General features: G+C 58.9%; 13 protein-coding genes. 4 read left to right on the top strand and 9 right to left on the bottom strand.

The window, feature by feature from the left end; genetic code table 11:
* Nucleotides 1-83: 83 nt before the first annotated feature.
* The 9 genes from BK667_RS25035 to BK667_RS24995 form a co-directional block, all read right to left on the bottom strand.
* Complete coding sequence (locus BK667_RS25035; protein ID WP_123599213.1) at nucleotides 84-923, bottom strand: AraC family transcriptional regulator; 840 nt, start codon at nucleotides 921-923, stop codon at nucleotides 84-86.
* A 4-nt stretch (nucleotides 924-927) separates the two neighbouring features.
* Complete coding sequence (locus BK667_RS25030; RefSeq protein WP_123509813.1) at nucleotides 928-1,926, bottom strand: hydrolase; 999 nt, start codon at nucleotides 1,924-1,926, stop codon at nucleotides 928-930.
* 74 nt (nucleotides 1,927-2,000) lie between these two features.
* Nucleotides 2,001-3,467: a M16 family metallopeptidase gene (locus BK667_RS25025; protein ID WP_123599212.1), complete on the bottom strand. Its 1,467-nt coding sequence runs from the start codon at nucleotides 3,465-3,467 to the stop codon at nucleotides 2,001-2,003.
* Nucleotides 3,460-4,803, bottom strand: a complete 1,344-nt coding sequence (locus tag BK667_RS25020; RefSeq protein ID WP_123599211.1) for a M16 family metallopeptidase — start codon at nucleotides 4,801-4,803, stop codon at nucleotides 3,460-3,462. Before BK667_RS25020 ends, BK667_RS25025 begins: the two co-directional genes overlap by 8 nt.
* A gap of 148 nt (nucleotides 4,804-4,951) precedes the next feature.
* Nucleotides 4,952-6,208: a M16 family metallopeptidase gene (locus BK667_RS25015; RefSeq protein WP_123599210.1), complete on the bottom strand. Its 1,257-nt coding sequence runs from the start codon at nucleotides 6,206-6,208 to the stop codon at nucleotides 4,952-4,954.
* A 114-nt stretch (nucleotides 6,209-6,322) separates the two neighbouring features.
* On the bottom strand, nucleotides 6,323-7,561 hold the full coding sequence (locus BK667_RS25010) for a M16 family metallopeptidase (protein WP_185058274.1): 1,239 nt from the start codon (nucleotides 7,559-7,561) through the stop codon (nucleotides 6,323-6,325).
* Nucleotides 7,562-7,707: 146 nt separating this feature from the next.
* The gene (gene rsmD / locus BK667_RS25005; RefSeq protein WP_123509818.1) at nucleotides 7,708-8,307 is read right to left on the bottom strand and encodes a 16S rRNA (guanine(966)-N(2))-methyltransferase RsmD; all 600 of its coding nucleotides are present in this window, start codon (nucleotides 8,305-8,307) and stop codon (nucleotides 7,708-7,710) included.
* Nucleotides 8,307-9,797, bottom strand: a complete 1,491-nt coding sequence (locus BK667_RS25000; RefSeq protein ID WP_123599208.1) for a M16 family metallopeptidase — start codon at nucleotides 9,795-9,797, stop codon at nucleotides 8,307-8,309. The genes rsmD and BK667_RS25000 overlap by 1 nt, the downstream gene beginning before the upstream one ends.
* A complete protein-coding gene (locus BK667_RS24995) occupies nucleotides 9,790-11,145 on the bottom strand; it encodes a M16 family metallopeptidase (RefSeq protein ID WP_123509820.1) in 1,356 nt (451 codons plus the stop codon). The genes BK667_RS25000 and BK667_RS24995 overlap by 8 nt, the downstream gene beginning before the upstream one ends.
* 344 nt (nucleotides 11,146-11,489) lie before the next feature.
* Here BK667_RS24995 and ftsY point away from each other — a divergent pair, with 344 nt between their 5' ends.
* The 4 genes from ftsY (at nucleotide 11,490) to rpoH (ending at nucleotide 15,662) form a co-directional block, all read left to right on the top strand.
* Nucleotides 11,490-13,007, top strand: a complete 1,518-nt coding sequence (gene ftsY / locus BK667_RS24985) for a signal recognition particle-docking protein FtsY (protein ID WP_123599207.1) — start codon at nucleotides 11,490-11,492, stop codon at nucleotides 13,005-13,007.
* Nucleotides 13,004-13,675, top strand: coding sequence for a cell division ATP-binding protein FtsE (gene ftsE, locus BK667_RS24980; RefSeq protein WP_025215982.1), 672 nt, complete (start codon nucleotides 13,004-13,006; stop codon nucleotides 13,673-13,675). The genes ftsY and ftsE overlap by 4 nt, the downstream gene beginning before the upstream one ends.
* Entirely contained in the window at nucleotides 13,672-14,694 is a 1,023-nt protein-coding gene (ftsX, locus tag BK667_RS24975) for a permease-like cell division protein FtsX (RefSeq protein WP_123599206.1), read from the top strand. The genes ftsE and ftsX overlap by 4 nt, the downstream gene beginning before the upstream one ends.
* A gap of 113 nt (nucleotides 14,695-14,807) precedes the next feature.
* The gene (gene rpoH / locus BK667_RS24970; protein WP_003176698.1) at nucleotides 14,808-15,662 is read left to right on the top strand and encodes an RNA polymerase sigma factor RpoH; all 855 of its coding nucleotides are present in this window, start codon (nucleotides 14,808-14,810) and stop codon (nucleotides 15,660-15,662) included.
* The last annotated feature ends 141 nt before the right edge of the window (nucleotides 15,663-15,803 follow it).

Genomic DNA, 15,803 nt, shown 5'->3' with positions numbered 1-15,803 from the left:
GCGAAAGCGGTGGGTCAGTCAACATTAATACCGACTGACCCACCGCTTTCGCGGGCAAGCCTCGCTCCTACATTGGACCTGCCTTAATTCCCGAGTGGTGCGCGGGCACTGCGATACGCCCCCGGCCCAACCCCATACACCTGCTTGAACTGCCGGCTCAGATGACTCTGATCGGCAAAGCCCAATTGCGTCGCCACGTCCAACGGCAAACAGCCACCCTGTAACAAGGCCCGGGCCCGGGCGATGCGCTGCTGCATCAGCCAGGTGTGCGGTGGCATGCCGGTGGCGCGGCGGAACACCCTGGCGAAGTGGAACGGCGACAGGTTCACCGCCGCTGCCAGTTCTTCCAGCGACGGTGGCGCCGCCAATTGCGATTGCAGCAAGTCCTTGGCCAGGGTCACCGCCCGGTGTTCCTTACCGGGTTTGCCGGCAATCGGCACCGCCGCATGGCGTTGCAGCAGCGACAGCATCATTTCTCGCCAGACCGTCTGCTGTTGCAATGCCGTGGACGGGCTCTCCAGCAAACGATGCAACTGACAGAAACCCTTCACCAGATCCGGATCGCGATACAACGTGGCACCAAATGCGGGCAATTCGTTGGTGGGCAATTCCAGTTCGGCCAGCAGCGACAGGATCTGACCGCTGTCGGGATAAAACGCCCGGTACAACCAGCCGTCCTCCGTGCCTTTATGGCCGGTGTGCAGCTCATCGGGGTTGATCAACACCAGCGTGCCGCTGCCCGCCAGGTGCTCGGCGCCGCGATAGCGGTAGCGCTGGGCGCCGGCCATGATCATGCCGATCACGTAGCCGTCATGCACATGGGGCGCAAAGCGGTGTTCGATGTAGCGCGCCGACAGCAGCTCGACCCCGGCCAGCGGGGCCGTTTGCCAGAAGCGGATCGACTCGCCCTGATCGGTGTCCATGGCCTTACTCGCGACCCGCAGCGGTGAGCCATTGGGGAATGCGCCGTTCCAGGTAGTAACCCGGTTGCCGAAACGATCCGTCGACAAAACCGACATGCCCGCCCTTGGCCTGCAATTCAAATTGCGTGCAGGCGGACAACTCGCTGGCATCGGGCAGGCTGTGAGGGAACACGAACGGATCGTCTGCGGCCTGGATGATCAACGTCGGCGTGCGAATTTCCCCGAGGAAATAACGACTCGAAGCGCGACGATAGTAATCCTCGGCATCGACAAAACCGTTCAGCGGCGCGGTAACTCGGCCATCGAAATCCCAGAAGGTGCGCATGTTCTCCAGTGAACCCAGCGCCGCCAGTGCCGCCAGGCCATCTTCGCGCCCGTCATGCTGGAACTGCCGTTGTTTGTTCTTGATGTAGGCCACCATTTCGCGCATGAAATGCGCCTGGTAGACCTTGGAAAACCCTTTGCCGATCCGGTCGGCGCACTGATCGAGACGAAACGGCACCGACACCGCCACCGCACCCAGCACACCACTGGCGCTGCCGGTTTCACCCAAGTGCTTGAGCAGCACGTTGCCGCCCAGGGAATAACCCACGGCATACAGCGGCGCGAGGGGGCGATTGGCTTTCAGGTGTTTGATCGCTTCGGCCAGGTCTTCGCTGGCGCCGGAGTGATAGCTGCGGGCCAACAGATTTGGCTCGCCCGAGCAGCCCCGCCAGTTCAGCGCGACGCTGGCCCAGCCTTGATCGCCGAGGACTTTTTGCAGGCCTGCGACATAGGGCGAGTTCGACGAGCCGGTCAGCCCGTGCAACACCAGCACCAACGGTGCATCGGCGGTATGCGGGCCGTGCCAGTCGAGGTCGAGGAAGTCGCCATCGTCGAGCCAAAGCCGTTCGCGCGTGCGATCAATATGCGTGGTTTTACGCCATAGCGGGCCCCACAAGGTTTGCAAGTGCGGGTTGCCGAGGCCGAGGGCCGGGGTGAAGCGTTCGCTGGGCTGGAGCACTGTGGTTCTCTGCAAGGTAAAACAGTCGGCGCCAGGGCCGCAAAGCGTGACCCTGGCGCCGATGTCCAAAGAAACTAACTTGCCACAATCCCCGGCTCGGCGCGACACATGCTCTGTGGCGCTTGAATGGCAGGTGTAGGCAACGGCAATTGCTGCACGGTCGGCCCGGCCGTTACCACCGACCATCGGTCCGCATCGAAGTGCCGGTTCAGGGCTGCCTTGATCTGCGCGACGGTCAAGTCCCGGGCCTGGAGGATTGGAAAGTCCAGGTCGAGGGGCAAGTCTTGCTCGTTGATGTCGACCAATCGGGCATGGATATGCTCGTTGCTGGCGCTGGTCAGCGCGTTGACGCTGCGCAAGTAGCCTTTGGCTTCGTCAAGTTCCTGTTGTGTCGGCCCTTCCTTGAGGAAGTCACGGTAAAGCGACTGCACCAGCGCCACCGCGCCTTCGCTGTACTGGGGACGGGTCTTGAACTCGATCACGGCAAGACCTGCCGCTTGCAGGGGCGGCATCTTGAGTTGCGCGGTGTAGGTAAGCCCGCGTTTCCCCCGCAGCTCGGTCATCAGCCGAGAACTGAGCCGCTGCCCGCCGAAGATCGCATGCGCCACCGACAATGCAACATAGTCCGGGTGTTGCCGGGTCACGCCCAATTGGCCCAGCAAGACATGGGTCTGGTTCGACGCCCGCTCAATGTGTCGGACGCTGGCCTCGGTGGTTGGCTGCGGGGCGGGTGTCGCGGGCATCGCATCAGCGTTCGCGGGTAAGGCGTTGATGATCTGCAAACTGATGGCCTGGGCCTGTTCCAGGGACAAGTCACCGACCAGTGTGATCAACAGATCACCCGAACTATAGGCCTTGCGATGGAAGTCCTGAACTTGCGCACGGGTCAATTCACTGACGCTTTCTGCCGTGCCAAAGACGCGTTGTGCGTAAGGGTGGCCGGGCAGCAGCATCTCTTTGAGGACCTGATTGATTTGCAGGTCGGGGTTTTGCTGCTGGTTTTTGAGCTGCTTGATCAACTGGTTTTTGATTCGCCCGAGGACGGTGTCGCTGATCTGCGGTTGGCCGAGCATTTGCACAAACAGTTGCAGCGCCGGGTCGAGCTTTTCACCGGTCGCGAGGCTGCGCAGTGACAGTGAAGCCCGGTCGTGGTTGATGTTCATGTCGAACTTGGCACCCAGGCTATCGAAGATTTCCAGGATGCTCGCCAGGTTTTTGCCAGGTACGCCTTCATTGATCGAGCTAAAGGTGGCGGCGGCGAGTCCCGGATGTGCGCCATCCTGCGCACTGCCAGCGGCGAAGCTGACGTGCAGATCGATAATCGGCAGTTCCGTGGTGCGGACAAACAGGACTTTGCCCCCCGCAGGCGATTTCCAGGCATGGATGTTCAGAGCGCGGGAGGCAATGGGTTGCTGGTCAAGCTCTGCCAGGGATTGCAGGCGTGGAGCCGAGGTTGAAGGCTGAGTCTCGGCCAGCGCCAGTGGTGAATGCAGGCTGTTGAGCAACACGCAACCCAGGGTCAAAACGGAAAACTTATTCATGGCTTTTCTCCACGAGGACATGGGCGGTGCTCAAGCGTTGACGCGTCAGGTAGGTCACGGCGGCTTGCTGGATATCTTCGGGCGTCACCTGTTTCAACTCATTGACCTCTTCGTCCATTTCACGCCACGACACACCGATGCTTTCGAAGGAGCCCAAGCGGTCGGCCTGATCTTCGATGGCGTCGCGGGCATAGAGCCGCTTGGCAATCAGTTGGGTCCGTGCGCGTTCCAGCTCATCTGCATCGGGCGGGGTTGCCTTGAATTCATCGAGCAGTGTCCAGATCCGCGCCTGGGCTTCATCCAGGCTGATGTTGCGCTGCGTGTTGAGTTCGGCATCAACGGTAAACAGGCTGTCGCCGCGAAACAGCGCGTTGTATTCGGACGAGGTCGCGCTAAACAGCCGTTCACCGAACTGCAGGCGCTTGCGCAAACGCGCACTGTTGGAGCCAGCCAGCAGCGCGTCGAGCAGGGTCAGGGAATGCACGGTCCGGCGGTTTTCGGCGGTGCCCAGGCTGGGCACGTTGAATGCCATCAACAGGCGTGGGGCGGGGATTGCTTGATGCAGAGTGATCTTGCGTTCTCCCGGTTCGGCCAGTTCCAGAGAGGTCCGGGTCTGGACAAAGGATTTGGCCGGCAGCACACCGAAGTAACGTTCGGCCAGGGCTTTTACGTTTTCCAGGGTCACGTCACCCACGATCACCAGCGTGGCGTTGCCCGGCGCGTAATGGGCCTGATACCAATCGCGTAAATCTTCGGTGTTCAGGCGTTGCAAGTCGTGCATCCAGCCGATGATCGGCGCGCCGTAGCTGCTGGCCGGATAGGCGAGGCTGTTGAGGCGATGCTGGGCGGTGGCATTGAGGTCATCGTCGACGCGCAAACGGCGCTCCTCCTGAATCACCGCCAGTTCGGGAATAAAGTCTTCGGCACGCAATTGGGCGCTCGACATGATGTCCGCCATCACTTCGAAGGAAACGCCCAACTGGTGGGGCAGCAAGGTCTGGTAGTAGGTGGTGACTTCTTTGTCGGTAAAGGCATTTTGTGAAGCGCCCAAGGTGTCGAAGATACCGGAGGCTTCGCCGGCGCAGAGCTTGCTGCTGCCCTTGTAGAGCATGTGTTCCAAAGCGTGGGACAGGCCGGACTTTCCCGGTGATTCGTGGCTGGAGCCCACTTTGAGCCAGAGTTGTGAGGTCACAACGGGCGCGCGATGGTCCTCGCGCACCACGACCTTGAGGCCATTGGTTAAGGTGAATTCTTGCGTGAGCGGCGAAGCTGCCGCGACCACCAGCGGCGACAGCAATCCGGCCAGCAGTGCTGCCGTGCGATAAGCGATGTTCATCCGTGTACATCCTTGCAATTGACGAAAGTCCTTCAAAAATCGTGGCTGATGTCATTAAGAGAGTGGCGGTACATATGTATCGCATGCACGATCTGGCGTATGCCAAGCGGGCAGTGACACTGCCCGGCCTGGGGTGGGCGTTTAAGAATCAGGACAGCAGATGCAGGACACTGACGCGGTTACGGACCAGGTAAGTCATGGCTGCCTCATGAACCTCTTCGGGAGTAAGGCTTTGCATCAACTGACGATCGTCTTCGGAGATTGTCGCGGCGCGATCCAGAATGGCGTTGGCCCCGGCCTGGGTTGCCCAAGTAGTGCCGTACGGAGTTTGAGATTCCATCAGCGTGCTATTCACCGAGTCCTCAATCATTGAAGACGGCAACAGATGAGTTTTCAGACTCTCTATCAGCGCCCAAATGTTGTCTTCCAGCGTATTGAGCGAATGGCCTGATTGTTTTTCCACGGCGACCTTGATGATCAGCGCCGCACCCGCGCGCGAATTCATAAGGGAGGCATGCACAGGGTATGAAGTCAGCTGGCGTATCTGGTTTTGGTGTTCAGTGAGCCAGGTCAATTCCTGCGGGATGTCGCGGTTCAGGCTATTGATCAGAGTGACAATGGCCGATAGTGCGCTAGACAGTTTGAGCGTGTCGTCGGTCAAGATCGGCAAGTTGAAGTTCATTTGGACAGTTGGGAAGTCAGTCGGACCGTGCTTGATCAGGCGACGCTCTCCCGGTGCACTGGCTACACCAATGACCGGCCGGCGCGGCAGTGCACGTGCCGGAATATCACCCAGGTAGTTGTTCACCAACGCTTTCACGTTTTCAATGGACATATCTGCATCAATGCACAACACAGCATTGTTGGGTGCAATCCAGCGCTGATGAAAGTCCTGAATATCTTCCTCGGTAATTGTCATCGCTGCGCAAGGATTGTGCAGGTGATCCGCGCTGTAATTGCTTCCGGGGAACGTGATGTCCCATATATATCGGTAGTGCTGATGGTAGTTATTGATTGGACGCTCCGCCCGTGGCGGTTGCTTGACATAAACTTCCTGAATCATTTCATGGGGGAACAGTGGCGCAGTTGTCAGCTCATGAGCGTAGTACTGCAACGCGCGTTCAAATTTATCTGGATGGCCTGACAAGGTGCATTGCAAGCGGTCATGGAGTAAGTCAGTCACGTGAACCCAGTTGTCCGGATGCTCATCATTCCACGGGTTACCCTTGTTGTCGTAAAGCGCCATTGCTACAACACTGGCCAGTTCACGCTTTTCCGGGTAAGAGGAACCGACCTTATAGTGCATGACCGCCGTCATTGAACGGGAGGTCGGGTGGTGACGAAAAATAACCTTTAAACCATTATTCAGCGTAAACGTATGAACGGTTTTATCTTGCTCGATCATTGAAACATTCCATTGTTTGAAGGGGTAGAAACCCGGCTGGGCATTCCATGCAACAAGCGTCCCGTCATTAAACGAGACGTTGTTGCAGGACAAATAGGTAATGAATCGGTCGCCTTACTTTTCCATCGGGAAAACGTGACCGACGGTGGCCCGCTCACGGGTGAGAAACGCCTGGGCAGTCGATTGGATATCGGTCGGGGTCACGCTCTCCAGTTGCGCCAGCTCAAGATCGAGCAACTGCCACGGGCAGCCAATTGCGATTAATTGGCCAATGAGCTCCGACTGACGCAAATTACTTTTGTTACGGTTTTGTGCTTTGGCGCTAGCGGCCTTGACGGCAGGCTCGATTTCCTCCGCCGTGAGCAGTGTACTTTTCACTTCTTCCAGCCATGCCCAGAAACCGGCTTCAGCAACATGAGCGTCGCCTTCGAAATAAAAGGCAAACGTGATTCGAGAGTCGCCTCGACAGTTTCGAGGATAGGTCGAGAACATGCACGAGGGATTCAGGTCGGGTGTGACGAGGCGTTCAGGTGCTGCACTCGTCAACAGCGAGGTCATGACCTGCAGGGCCCGGGCGGACTGCACGTCGGTTACGGTCGCGAGACCGGGTACGTTGAACACAACTTGCATGAGGGGGTGTTGAGTATCCAGCTGCTCTGTTAGTTGACGGTAACCCGGTACTGGCAGTGTTGGGGAAACATCAATTTGTGGTGCATCGGACTTGGCAATTGGGCCGAAATGCTCTTCGGCAAGTTGCCGGATTTCATCCAGAGTAATATCGCCGGATACAACCAGCACCGCATTGCTTGGCACATACCAGGTAGCGTGCCATTGCCGGATTTTTTCCAGTGTCAGTTGCTCGAGGCTGTGGGTAAGCCCTTCGGATGTCATGTAGTACCGGGTTCCGGTTTCGATGAGCGCCTCAAGTTTCGGGCTGAAGGAAACACAGGAGACGAAGGTGGATTCTTTCTTGCTATTTAATAGTTCAACCTCGTGCAAACGCTGGAATACTTCGTCTTGCGCTGCATGCATCATCATGGCGGACTGGAGCTTGAACGCCGTCTCCAGATGGTCGCGGGGCAGGATAATCCGATGAGTCAGGGAGTCCTGACTCCAATGGGACAGCAAATCTCCGCCCAACTCCTTTACAAGTTCATAGTCTTCCATCTTGACCAGCGATTGCGTAACAATGGAACTCAGGCCCCACTCTTCCGGGGTCTCATAATAGACGCCAGCACCGTAGGTAATTGCGGAGCAAAACTCTGCCTTGTGATGATTCTCACGCACGACAACTTTCAAGCCATTGTCGAGTGTAAATTCATTGGTTGTAGGGGTATTAGTTGTAGCATTCATTCGCCAAAAATCCTTTGCGTCCATGCGAGTTAGTTCGCGGGAGCAAGAGTGGCTTAATTATTGGTGACGGGGCTACAGTTAAAATATTGCTGTATGCAACAAATGCCCGGACAAGTGTTAGTTGTCCGGGCAAGTTTGAAAAGTTATTAGATGCTGCGCTGCCATAACGCGTAATAAACCCGCCCGGACTTCTGCTCCCGGTGCAGGCGCCAGTTGCCCGGCAAGCCCAGTACCGACGGTGCGTTTTCGCTTTCGGTATAAACCCAGGCGTCATCGGCCAGCCACTGACGCTCTTCGAGCATGGCGCAAACGCCGGGCAACAGGTTCTGGTTGAACGGCGGGTCGAGGAACACCACGTCATACGCGGTTGCAGTTTGGGTTTCCAGATAGCGCAAGGCATCGGCGGTTTGCACCTGGCCGGTGGTGCAGCGCAGGGTGCCCAAATGTTCCTTGATGCTGGACACCGCGATGTTGCTGGCATCCAGCGCCTGGCCCATGGCCGCGCCACGGGACAAGGCTTCGAGGAACAACGCACCGCTGCCGGCGAACGGATCCAGCACCTTGGCCCCGGCGATGTACGGCGCGAGCCAGTTGAACAGGGTTTCACGCACCCGGTCCGGGGTCGGGCGCAGGCCCGGTGCGTCAGGGAAGCTCAGCTTACGGCTGCCCCATTCACCGCCGATGATGCGCAATTGGTTCACGCCGTTATGCACGTTGTGAACAGGTTTTTTCGGGCGAGTGGCCATTAATGCTCCGGAACCCCGAGCGGCTGCTCGGTGGGTTTATCAGATGGGGCCGGTAACGGCTTTTGCGGCACGGTCGGGCCTGCGGTGACGATGACCATTTTGTCCGTGCTCAGGTGTTTGTTCAGTACGTTTTTAACCTGTTCGACGGTCAGGCTCTGGGACTGCTGCATGAAGTCTTCCAGATAACTCAGCGGCAGGTTGTAGAAGCCCATGGCGCCGAGCTGGCCGACGATATCGGCGTTGCTGGCGGTGGACAGCGGGAAGCTGCCGGCCAGTTCACGCTTGGCGTCGTCGAGTTCTTTCTGGGTCGGGCCGGTTTTAAGGTAGTCGGCGAGTACGTCCTGCACCAGTTTCAGGGTGCCTTCGCTCATTTCGGCGCGGGTCTGCAGGTTGATCATGAACGGACCACGGGCCTGCATCGGGGTGAAGCCCGAGTAGACGCCATAAGTCAGGCCACGCTTCTCGCGCACTTCACTCATCAACCGGGTGCCGAAACCACCGCCGCCAAGGATCTGATTGCCCATGGACAGTGCCGCGTAATCCGGGTCATCACGGTCGATGCCCAGTTGCGCGAGCATCAGGTTGGTCTGTTTGGACGGGAACTCGATGTGGCCGATGCTGGCTTTGGGTTCGATCGGTTGCGGGATCTTCGCCAGGGCCGGGCCTTTTGGCAGCGCACTGGAGACTTGCGCGGCAATCGCCTCGGCTTCGGCGCGGGACAGATCGCCCACCAGTGCAATTACCACGTTGCCGGCGGCGTAGGCTTTTTCGTGAAAAGCGCGCAACTGGGCGAGGGTGATCGCCGGAACGGTTTTCGCCGTGCCATCGCTGGAGTTGGCGTAAGGGTGATCGCCGTAAAGACGCTTCATCAACTCGATGCCGGCCAGTTTGCCGGGGTTTTGTTTCTGGTATTCGAAACCGGCGAGCATCTGGTTCTTGATGCGTGCGAACGAATCGGCGGGGAAGGTCGGCTTGCCGATAACCTCAGAGAACAGCTGCAAGGCCGGCTCACGTTTGTCCACGGCGCTCAAACTGCGCAGGGACGCAACCGCCATGTCTTTGTAAGCACCGTTGCCGAAGTCCGCGCCCAGGCCTTCGAAGCCCTGGGCGATAGCGCCGACATCTTTACCGGCCACGCCTTCGTTGAGCATGGCGTTGGTCAGCAGCGCCAGGCCCGGTGCGTTGCCGTCCTGGCTGCTGCCAGCGGCGAAGATCAGGCGCATGTCGAACATCGGCAGCTCATGGGCTTCGACAAACATCACCTTGGCGCCTTCGGCGGTGTTCCAGGTCTGCACGTCCATGTTGCGATGGCTTGGGGCCTTGCCGTCGAGCTCAGCCAGGGATTGCAGTTTCTGGCTGGACTTGGCTTTGTCGAGGGCTTCGCTGGCCTTGGAGTCATCGGGCCGCAACAGGTAGACCGTTGCCGACCCGATCAATGCCACAAGGATCAGTCCGATTAGCGCCAGGCGCGGTTTTTTACGCTCACTCATGAGTCGTCTCCAGTGGAAGTACATGGGCGACGCTGAGACGTTCGCGGGTGAAATACAGCTTGGCGGCTTTCTGGATGTCGTCGGGGGTGACGCTTTCCAGATCGGCCAGCTCGGTGTCCATCAATTTCCACGACAGACCGACGGTTTCCAATTGGCCAATGGCGGTGGCCTGGCTGGTAATCGAATCACGCTCGTAGACCAGGCCGGCAATGACCTGAGCCCGCACGCGCTCCAGCTCTTCAGCCGATGGCGCAGTGGTTTTCAGTTGTTCGAGCAGTTTCCACAGACCGGCTTCGGCCTGGGCGATGGTTTTCTTCTTTTGCGTGTTCGGGCTGGCGGACAGGGTGAACAGGCTGTCGCCACGGGTGTAGGCGTCGTAACTCGACGAGCCGCCGGACACCAGTTCTTCGCCGCGCTCCAGTTGCGTCGGAATCCGACCGCTGTAGCCGCCGTCGAGCAGGGCCGAGATCAGGCGCAAGGCATTCACCGAACGCTTGTCTTCGGCGGTGGCGATGCTCGGTACGTTGAAGGCCAGCATCAGGCTCGGCAGTTGAGTCTGTACGTGCAAGGTGATCTGCCGTTCGCCGGGCTCGGCCAGTTCCAGCGGGATTTTCGCCGGTGGCACGTCGCGCTTGGCAATCGGGCCGAAGTAGCGCTGGGCCAGAGCCTTGACTTCATCCGGGGTCACGTCGCCGACCACCACGAGGGTGGCGTTGTTCGGCACGTACCAGGATTTGTACCAATGACGCAGTTCTTCGACCTTCATGCGGTCCAGGTCAGCCATCCAGCCGATGGTCGGCGTGTGATAGCCGCTGGCCGGGTAGGCCATGGCCTTGAAGCGTTCGTAGGCCTTGGACATCGGTTTGTCGTCGGTGCGCAGACGACGCTCTTCCTTAATAACCTCGATCTCGCGGCTGAACTCGTCGGCCGGCAGTTTCAGGTTGGCCATGCGGTCGGCTTCGAGTTCGAAGGCCACGCCCAGGCGATCCCGGGCCAGTACTTGGTAGTACGCGGTGAAGTCATCGCTGGTGAAGGCGTTCTCTTCGGCGCCGAGGTCGCGCAGGATCAGCGACGCTTCGCCGGGGCCGACTTTCTCGCTGCCCTTGAACATCATGTGTTCCAAGGCGTGGGACAGACCGGTCTGACCCGGAGTCTCGTAGCTGGAGCCGACCTTGTACCAGACCTGGGAAACCACCACTGGCGCACGATGGTCTTCGCGCACAACGACCTTCAAGCCGTTGTCGAGGGTGAATTCGTGGGTGGGTTGTGGATCGGCAGCCAGGGCCGAGAGGGGCAGACAAACTGTGCTGAGCAGCAGGCCTGCGGCGCGGCGGGCTAGAGCATTCATACGTTTTTTAAACCTGTTGAGCTGCCCGCTTGTTCTTAGCGTCAGCGGGCGAGAGGGTGCTAGGATAACGGTCCGTTTTACTGGCGGCCACGCCTGTGAGCCTTTTATCGGTCCGCAGGTTGTATGGGTTCTCGGAAGAAGCTTTGAGTTTGTCAGCTAGACTCTGCGTTTTCGCCGACGATGCCGGTCCAGTCCTTCGTATTAGTCGACCTTTGAGGTGCCGTTGGCACTTCGACAAATTGTTGCGCGTGAACAAGCTGGGTGAATCGCAGTCTGTTCTGCATCGAATATTTATTTGCCGAGGCGCCCTTTGGCGCGTCGCTACCGTGAGATAGCCGTCCTCCATGTTTGGTTCCAACGACGACAAGAAGACCCCAGCTGCGGCTGGCGAAAAGAAAAGCCTGTTCGGATGGCTGCGCAAAAAGCCGCAGGAAACCGTCGTCGAACAGCCACAGCCCACTCCTGAGCCCATTCCTGCGCCGGTAATAGAAGAAGAGCCGGCGCCGATTGTCCTGCCGAATGCCGAGCCGGTGTTGCAGCCGGTGGTTGAGGCAGAACCCGAAGTCGTGGCCGAGTTGCCGCTGACGCCCGTCGCTGAGCCGTGGCTGACCTTGCCGGTGGCGGAAGAGCCGGTGGCACTGGTCGAAGACGAACAGGCGCCACACGTTACGCCGCCGATTCCGGCACCGATTGCGTTTACCCCTGAGCCGATTCATGTGCCCGTGATCGAGCCGGTTGTCGCGCCCGTTTTCGTCGCTGAGCCTGAGCCGGTTGTTGTTCCAGAGCCAGAAGTGCCGGCCTTCGTAGCGCCCGTTGCACCGATTGTTCAAGCGCCAGCGCCAGCGCCTGCACCGGTTGTCGCTGCCGTTGTCGAAGCCCCTGTCGCCATCGTCGAAACCCCGTCCGAGCCGCCGCGCACTGAAGAAACCAAAGCCGGTTTCTTCGCCCGCCTCAAGCAAGGCCTGTCCAAGACCAGCGCCAGCATCGGCGAAGGCATGGCCAGTCTGTTCCTGGGCCGCAAGACCATCGATGACGAACTGCTAGAAGACATCGAAACCCGCCTGCTGACCGCCGACGTTGGCGTCGAAGCGACTTCGGTGATCATTCAGCGCCTGACCCAGAAAGTCGCGCGCAAAGAACTCGCCGATGCCGACGCACTGTACAAATCCCTGCAAGCGGAACTGGCGGCGATGCTCAAACCCGTCGAGCAGCCGCTGAAAATCACCTCGCAAAACAAGCCGTTCGTGATTCTGGTCGTCGGCGTCAACGGCGCCGGCAAGACCACCACCATCGGCAAACTGGCGAAGAAGCTGCAACTGGAAGGCAAGAAAGTCATGCTCGCCGCCGGTGACACCTTCCGCGCCGCCGCCGTGGAGCAATTGCAGGTCTGGGGTGAGCGCAACAAGATCCCGGTGATCGCCCAACACACCGGCGCCGACTCGGCTTCGGTCATCTTCGATGCTGTGCAGGCCGCCAAGGCCCGTGGCATCGATGTGCTGATCGCTGACACCGCCGGTCGTCTGCACACTAAAGACAACCTGATGGAAGAATTGAAGAAGGTTCGCCGGGTGATCGGCAAACTTGACGCCGACGCACCGCACGAAGTGCTGCTGGTGCTCGACGCCGGTACCGGTCAGAACGCCATCAACCAGGCCAAGCAGTTCAACCAGACCGTGCAACTGACCGGTCTGGCGCTGACCAAGCTCGACGGCACCGCGAAGGGCGGGGTGATTTTCGCCCTGGCCAAGCAGTTCGGCTTGCCCATTCGCTACATCGGCGTCGGTGAAGGCATCGATGATTTGCGTACCTTTGAAGCAGAACCCTTTGTCCAGGCATTGTTTGCCGAGCGGGAGCGTTCATGATTCGTTTCGAACAGGTCGGTAAACGCTACCCGAACGGTCACGTCGGCTTGCATGAGCTGAGCTTTCGAGTCCGTCGGGGCGAATTCTTGTTTGTCACCGGCCACTCCGGCGCCGGTAAAAGTACCTTGTTACGGCTGTTGCTGGCCATGGAACGCCCGAGCACCGGCAAACTGCTGCTGGCCGGGCAAGACCTGAGCACCATCAGCAACGCGCAGATTCCATATCTGCGGCGGCAGATCGGCGTGGTGTTCCAGAATCACCAGTTGCTGTTTGATCGCACGGTGTTCAACAACGTCGCGCTGCCGTTGCAGATCCTTGGCCTGTCCAAGGCTGAAATCGTCAAGCGGGTGGATTCGGCCCTGGAGCGCGTGGCGCTCTCGGACAAGACCGATCTGTACCCCGGTGACCTGTCCACCGGTCAGCAACAGCGCGTCGGAATTGCTCGCGCTATCGTCCACCGCCCGGCCTTGCTGCTGGCGGACGAACCGACCGGTAACCTCGATCCGCGCCTGGCGGCGGAGATCATGGGTGTGTTCGAAGACATCAATCGTCTGGGCACCAGCGTCCTCATCGCGAGTCACGACCTGGCCCTGATCGCTCGTATGCGCCACCGCATGCTGACCTTGCAACGCGGCCGCTTGATCGGCGACGGGGAGGCTGGCGTATGAGTGCGACACGCAGCCCCAAGGTTTCCGAGCGCGTGGCCCCGAAGGCTGCCGATCCGCAACCGCAAAAGAAAAAGCGTGACGATGACGACGGCCCGGACTTCGCCACCCTGTTACGTGCCTGGATCGAAAGTCATCGCGCCAGCCTGCTCGACAGTTTGCGGCGCTTGGGCAAACAGCCGATCGGCAGTTTTTTCACCTGTCTGGTGATGGCAGTCGCACTGAGTTTGCCGATGGGGCTGTCACTTTTGCTGAATAACGTCGAGCGACTGGGTGGTTCCTGGCAGCGTGCGGCGCAGATTTCCCTTTATCTGCAACTTGACGCCAGCCCGGAGCAGGGTGAGTCGTTGCGTGAACAGATCAAAGGCATGCCCGGCGTCGCTGACGCTGAATATGTCGGTCGTGATCAAGCGTTGGAAGAGTTCCAGCAGCAGTCCGGTCTGGGAGAAGCACTCAAGGAACTGCCGGAAAACCCGTTGCCGGGCGTCGTGCTGGTGACGCCGAACGAAGTCGACAAGGCGACGCTTGAAGCATTAAGACAAAAACTTTCCGAGCTGCCGAAGGTACAGCAGGCGCAACTTGATCTAGTCTGGGTCGAGCGTCTGGCCGCCATCCTCAAGCTGGGCGACCGGTTTGTCTTCGGTTTGACTGTGCTTTTGGTGTCTGCATTACTTTTGGTGATAGGCAATACCATTCGTCTTCATATTGAAAACCGCCGCACAGAGATAGAAGTGATTAAACTCGTCGGCGGCACGGACAGCTATGTGCGCAGGCCCTTTCTGTATATGGGTGCGCTCTATGGCTTCGGTGCGGGGATTCTTTCCTGGGGCGTATTGGCGTTCGGCCTGAACTGGCTGAACGACGCAGTGGTTGGTTTGGCCGGCTTGTACGGCAGTAATTTTGCGCTGGCCGGAGTGCCAGCTGCCGATGGTCTGTCGCTCTTGCTTGGCGCGGTGCTGTTGGGTTATATCGGTGCATGGATTGCAGTCGCACGTCATCTCAGGGAGTTGGCGCCGAAGTAGTATTTTTTTGCGCGTATTGACCTTTCGGTTTTTATGGGAACTTGTCCTACGGTTTCCGGTCAATTTTCGCAGTGCTGAACTGCACGAGTTATGTAAGTCGGAGGTTTTTTCGTATGACCACTTCTTTGCAACCTGCTTATGCTCTGGTCCCAGGCGCAAACCTGGAAGCCTATGTGCACACGGTGAACAGCATTCCATTGCTGACGCCGGAGCAGGAGCGTGAACTGGCCGAGAGTCTCTATTATGAGCAGGATTTGGGGGCGGCTCGGCAGATGGTGCTCGCCCACCTGCGTTTTGTCGTACACATTGCCCGTAGCTATTCCGGCTACGGTCTGGCTCAGGCTGACCTGATCCAGGAAGGCAACGTCGGCCTGATGAAGGCTGTGAAGCGCTTCAACCCGGAAATGGGTGTGCGTCTGGTTTCGTTCGCTGTGCACTGGATCAAGGCAGAAATTCACGAGTTCATCCTGCGCAACTGGCGCATTGTGAAAGTCGCGACCACCAAGGCCCAGCGCAAGCTGTTCTTCAACCTGCGCAGCCAGAAGAAACGTCTGGCGTGGCTGAACAACGAGGAAGTCCACCGTGTGGCGGAAAGCCTCGGCGTAGAGCCGCGGGAAGTGCGAGAGATGGAAAGTCGCCTGACCGGCCATGACATGGCCTTCGACCCGGCCGCGGAAGCGGACGATGACAGCGCGTTCCAATCGCCGGCCAACTATCTGGAAGACCACCGGTACGACCCGGCCCGTCAACTGGAAGATGCCGACTGGAGCGACAACTCCAACCACAACCTGCACGAAGCGCTGGAAGTGCTGGACGACCGCAGCCGTGACATCCTCTACCAGCGTTGGCTGGCAGAAGAAAAAGCCACGCTGCACGACCTGGCGCAGAAGTACAACGTGTCGGCCGAGCGTATTCGTCAGCTCGAGAAGAGTGCGATGAACAAGCTCAAGTTGTCGATCGCCGCCTAACCGGCGCACCGGCAATAAAAAACGCCCCGATCAGTGATGATCGGGGCGTTTTTGTTTCTGTGCTCAACACATAACCTTTGTGGGAGCGGGCTTGCTCGCGAAGGCGGTGTGTCATTCAACACAAAGGGTGACTGACACACC

Origin of the sequence: Pseudomonas frederiksbergensis, from assembly GCF_003732705.1 — a bacterium.
Lineage (GTDB): Bacteria > Pseudomonadota > Gammaproteobacteria > Pseudomonadales > Pseudomonadaceae > Aquipseudomonas > Aquipseudomonas frederiksbergensis_F.
This window is presented reverse-complemented; position numbering and strand designations above follow the sequence as displayed.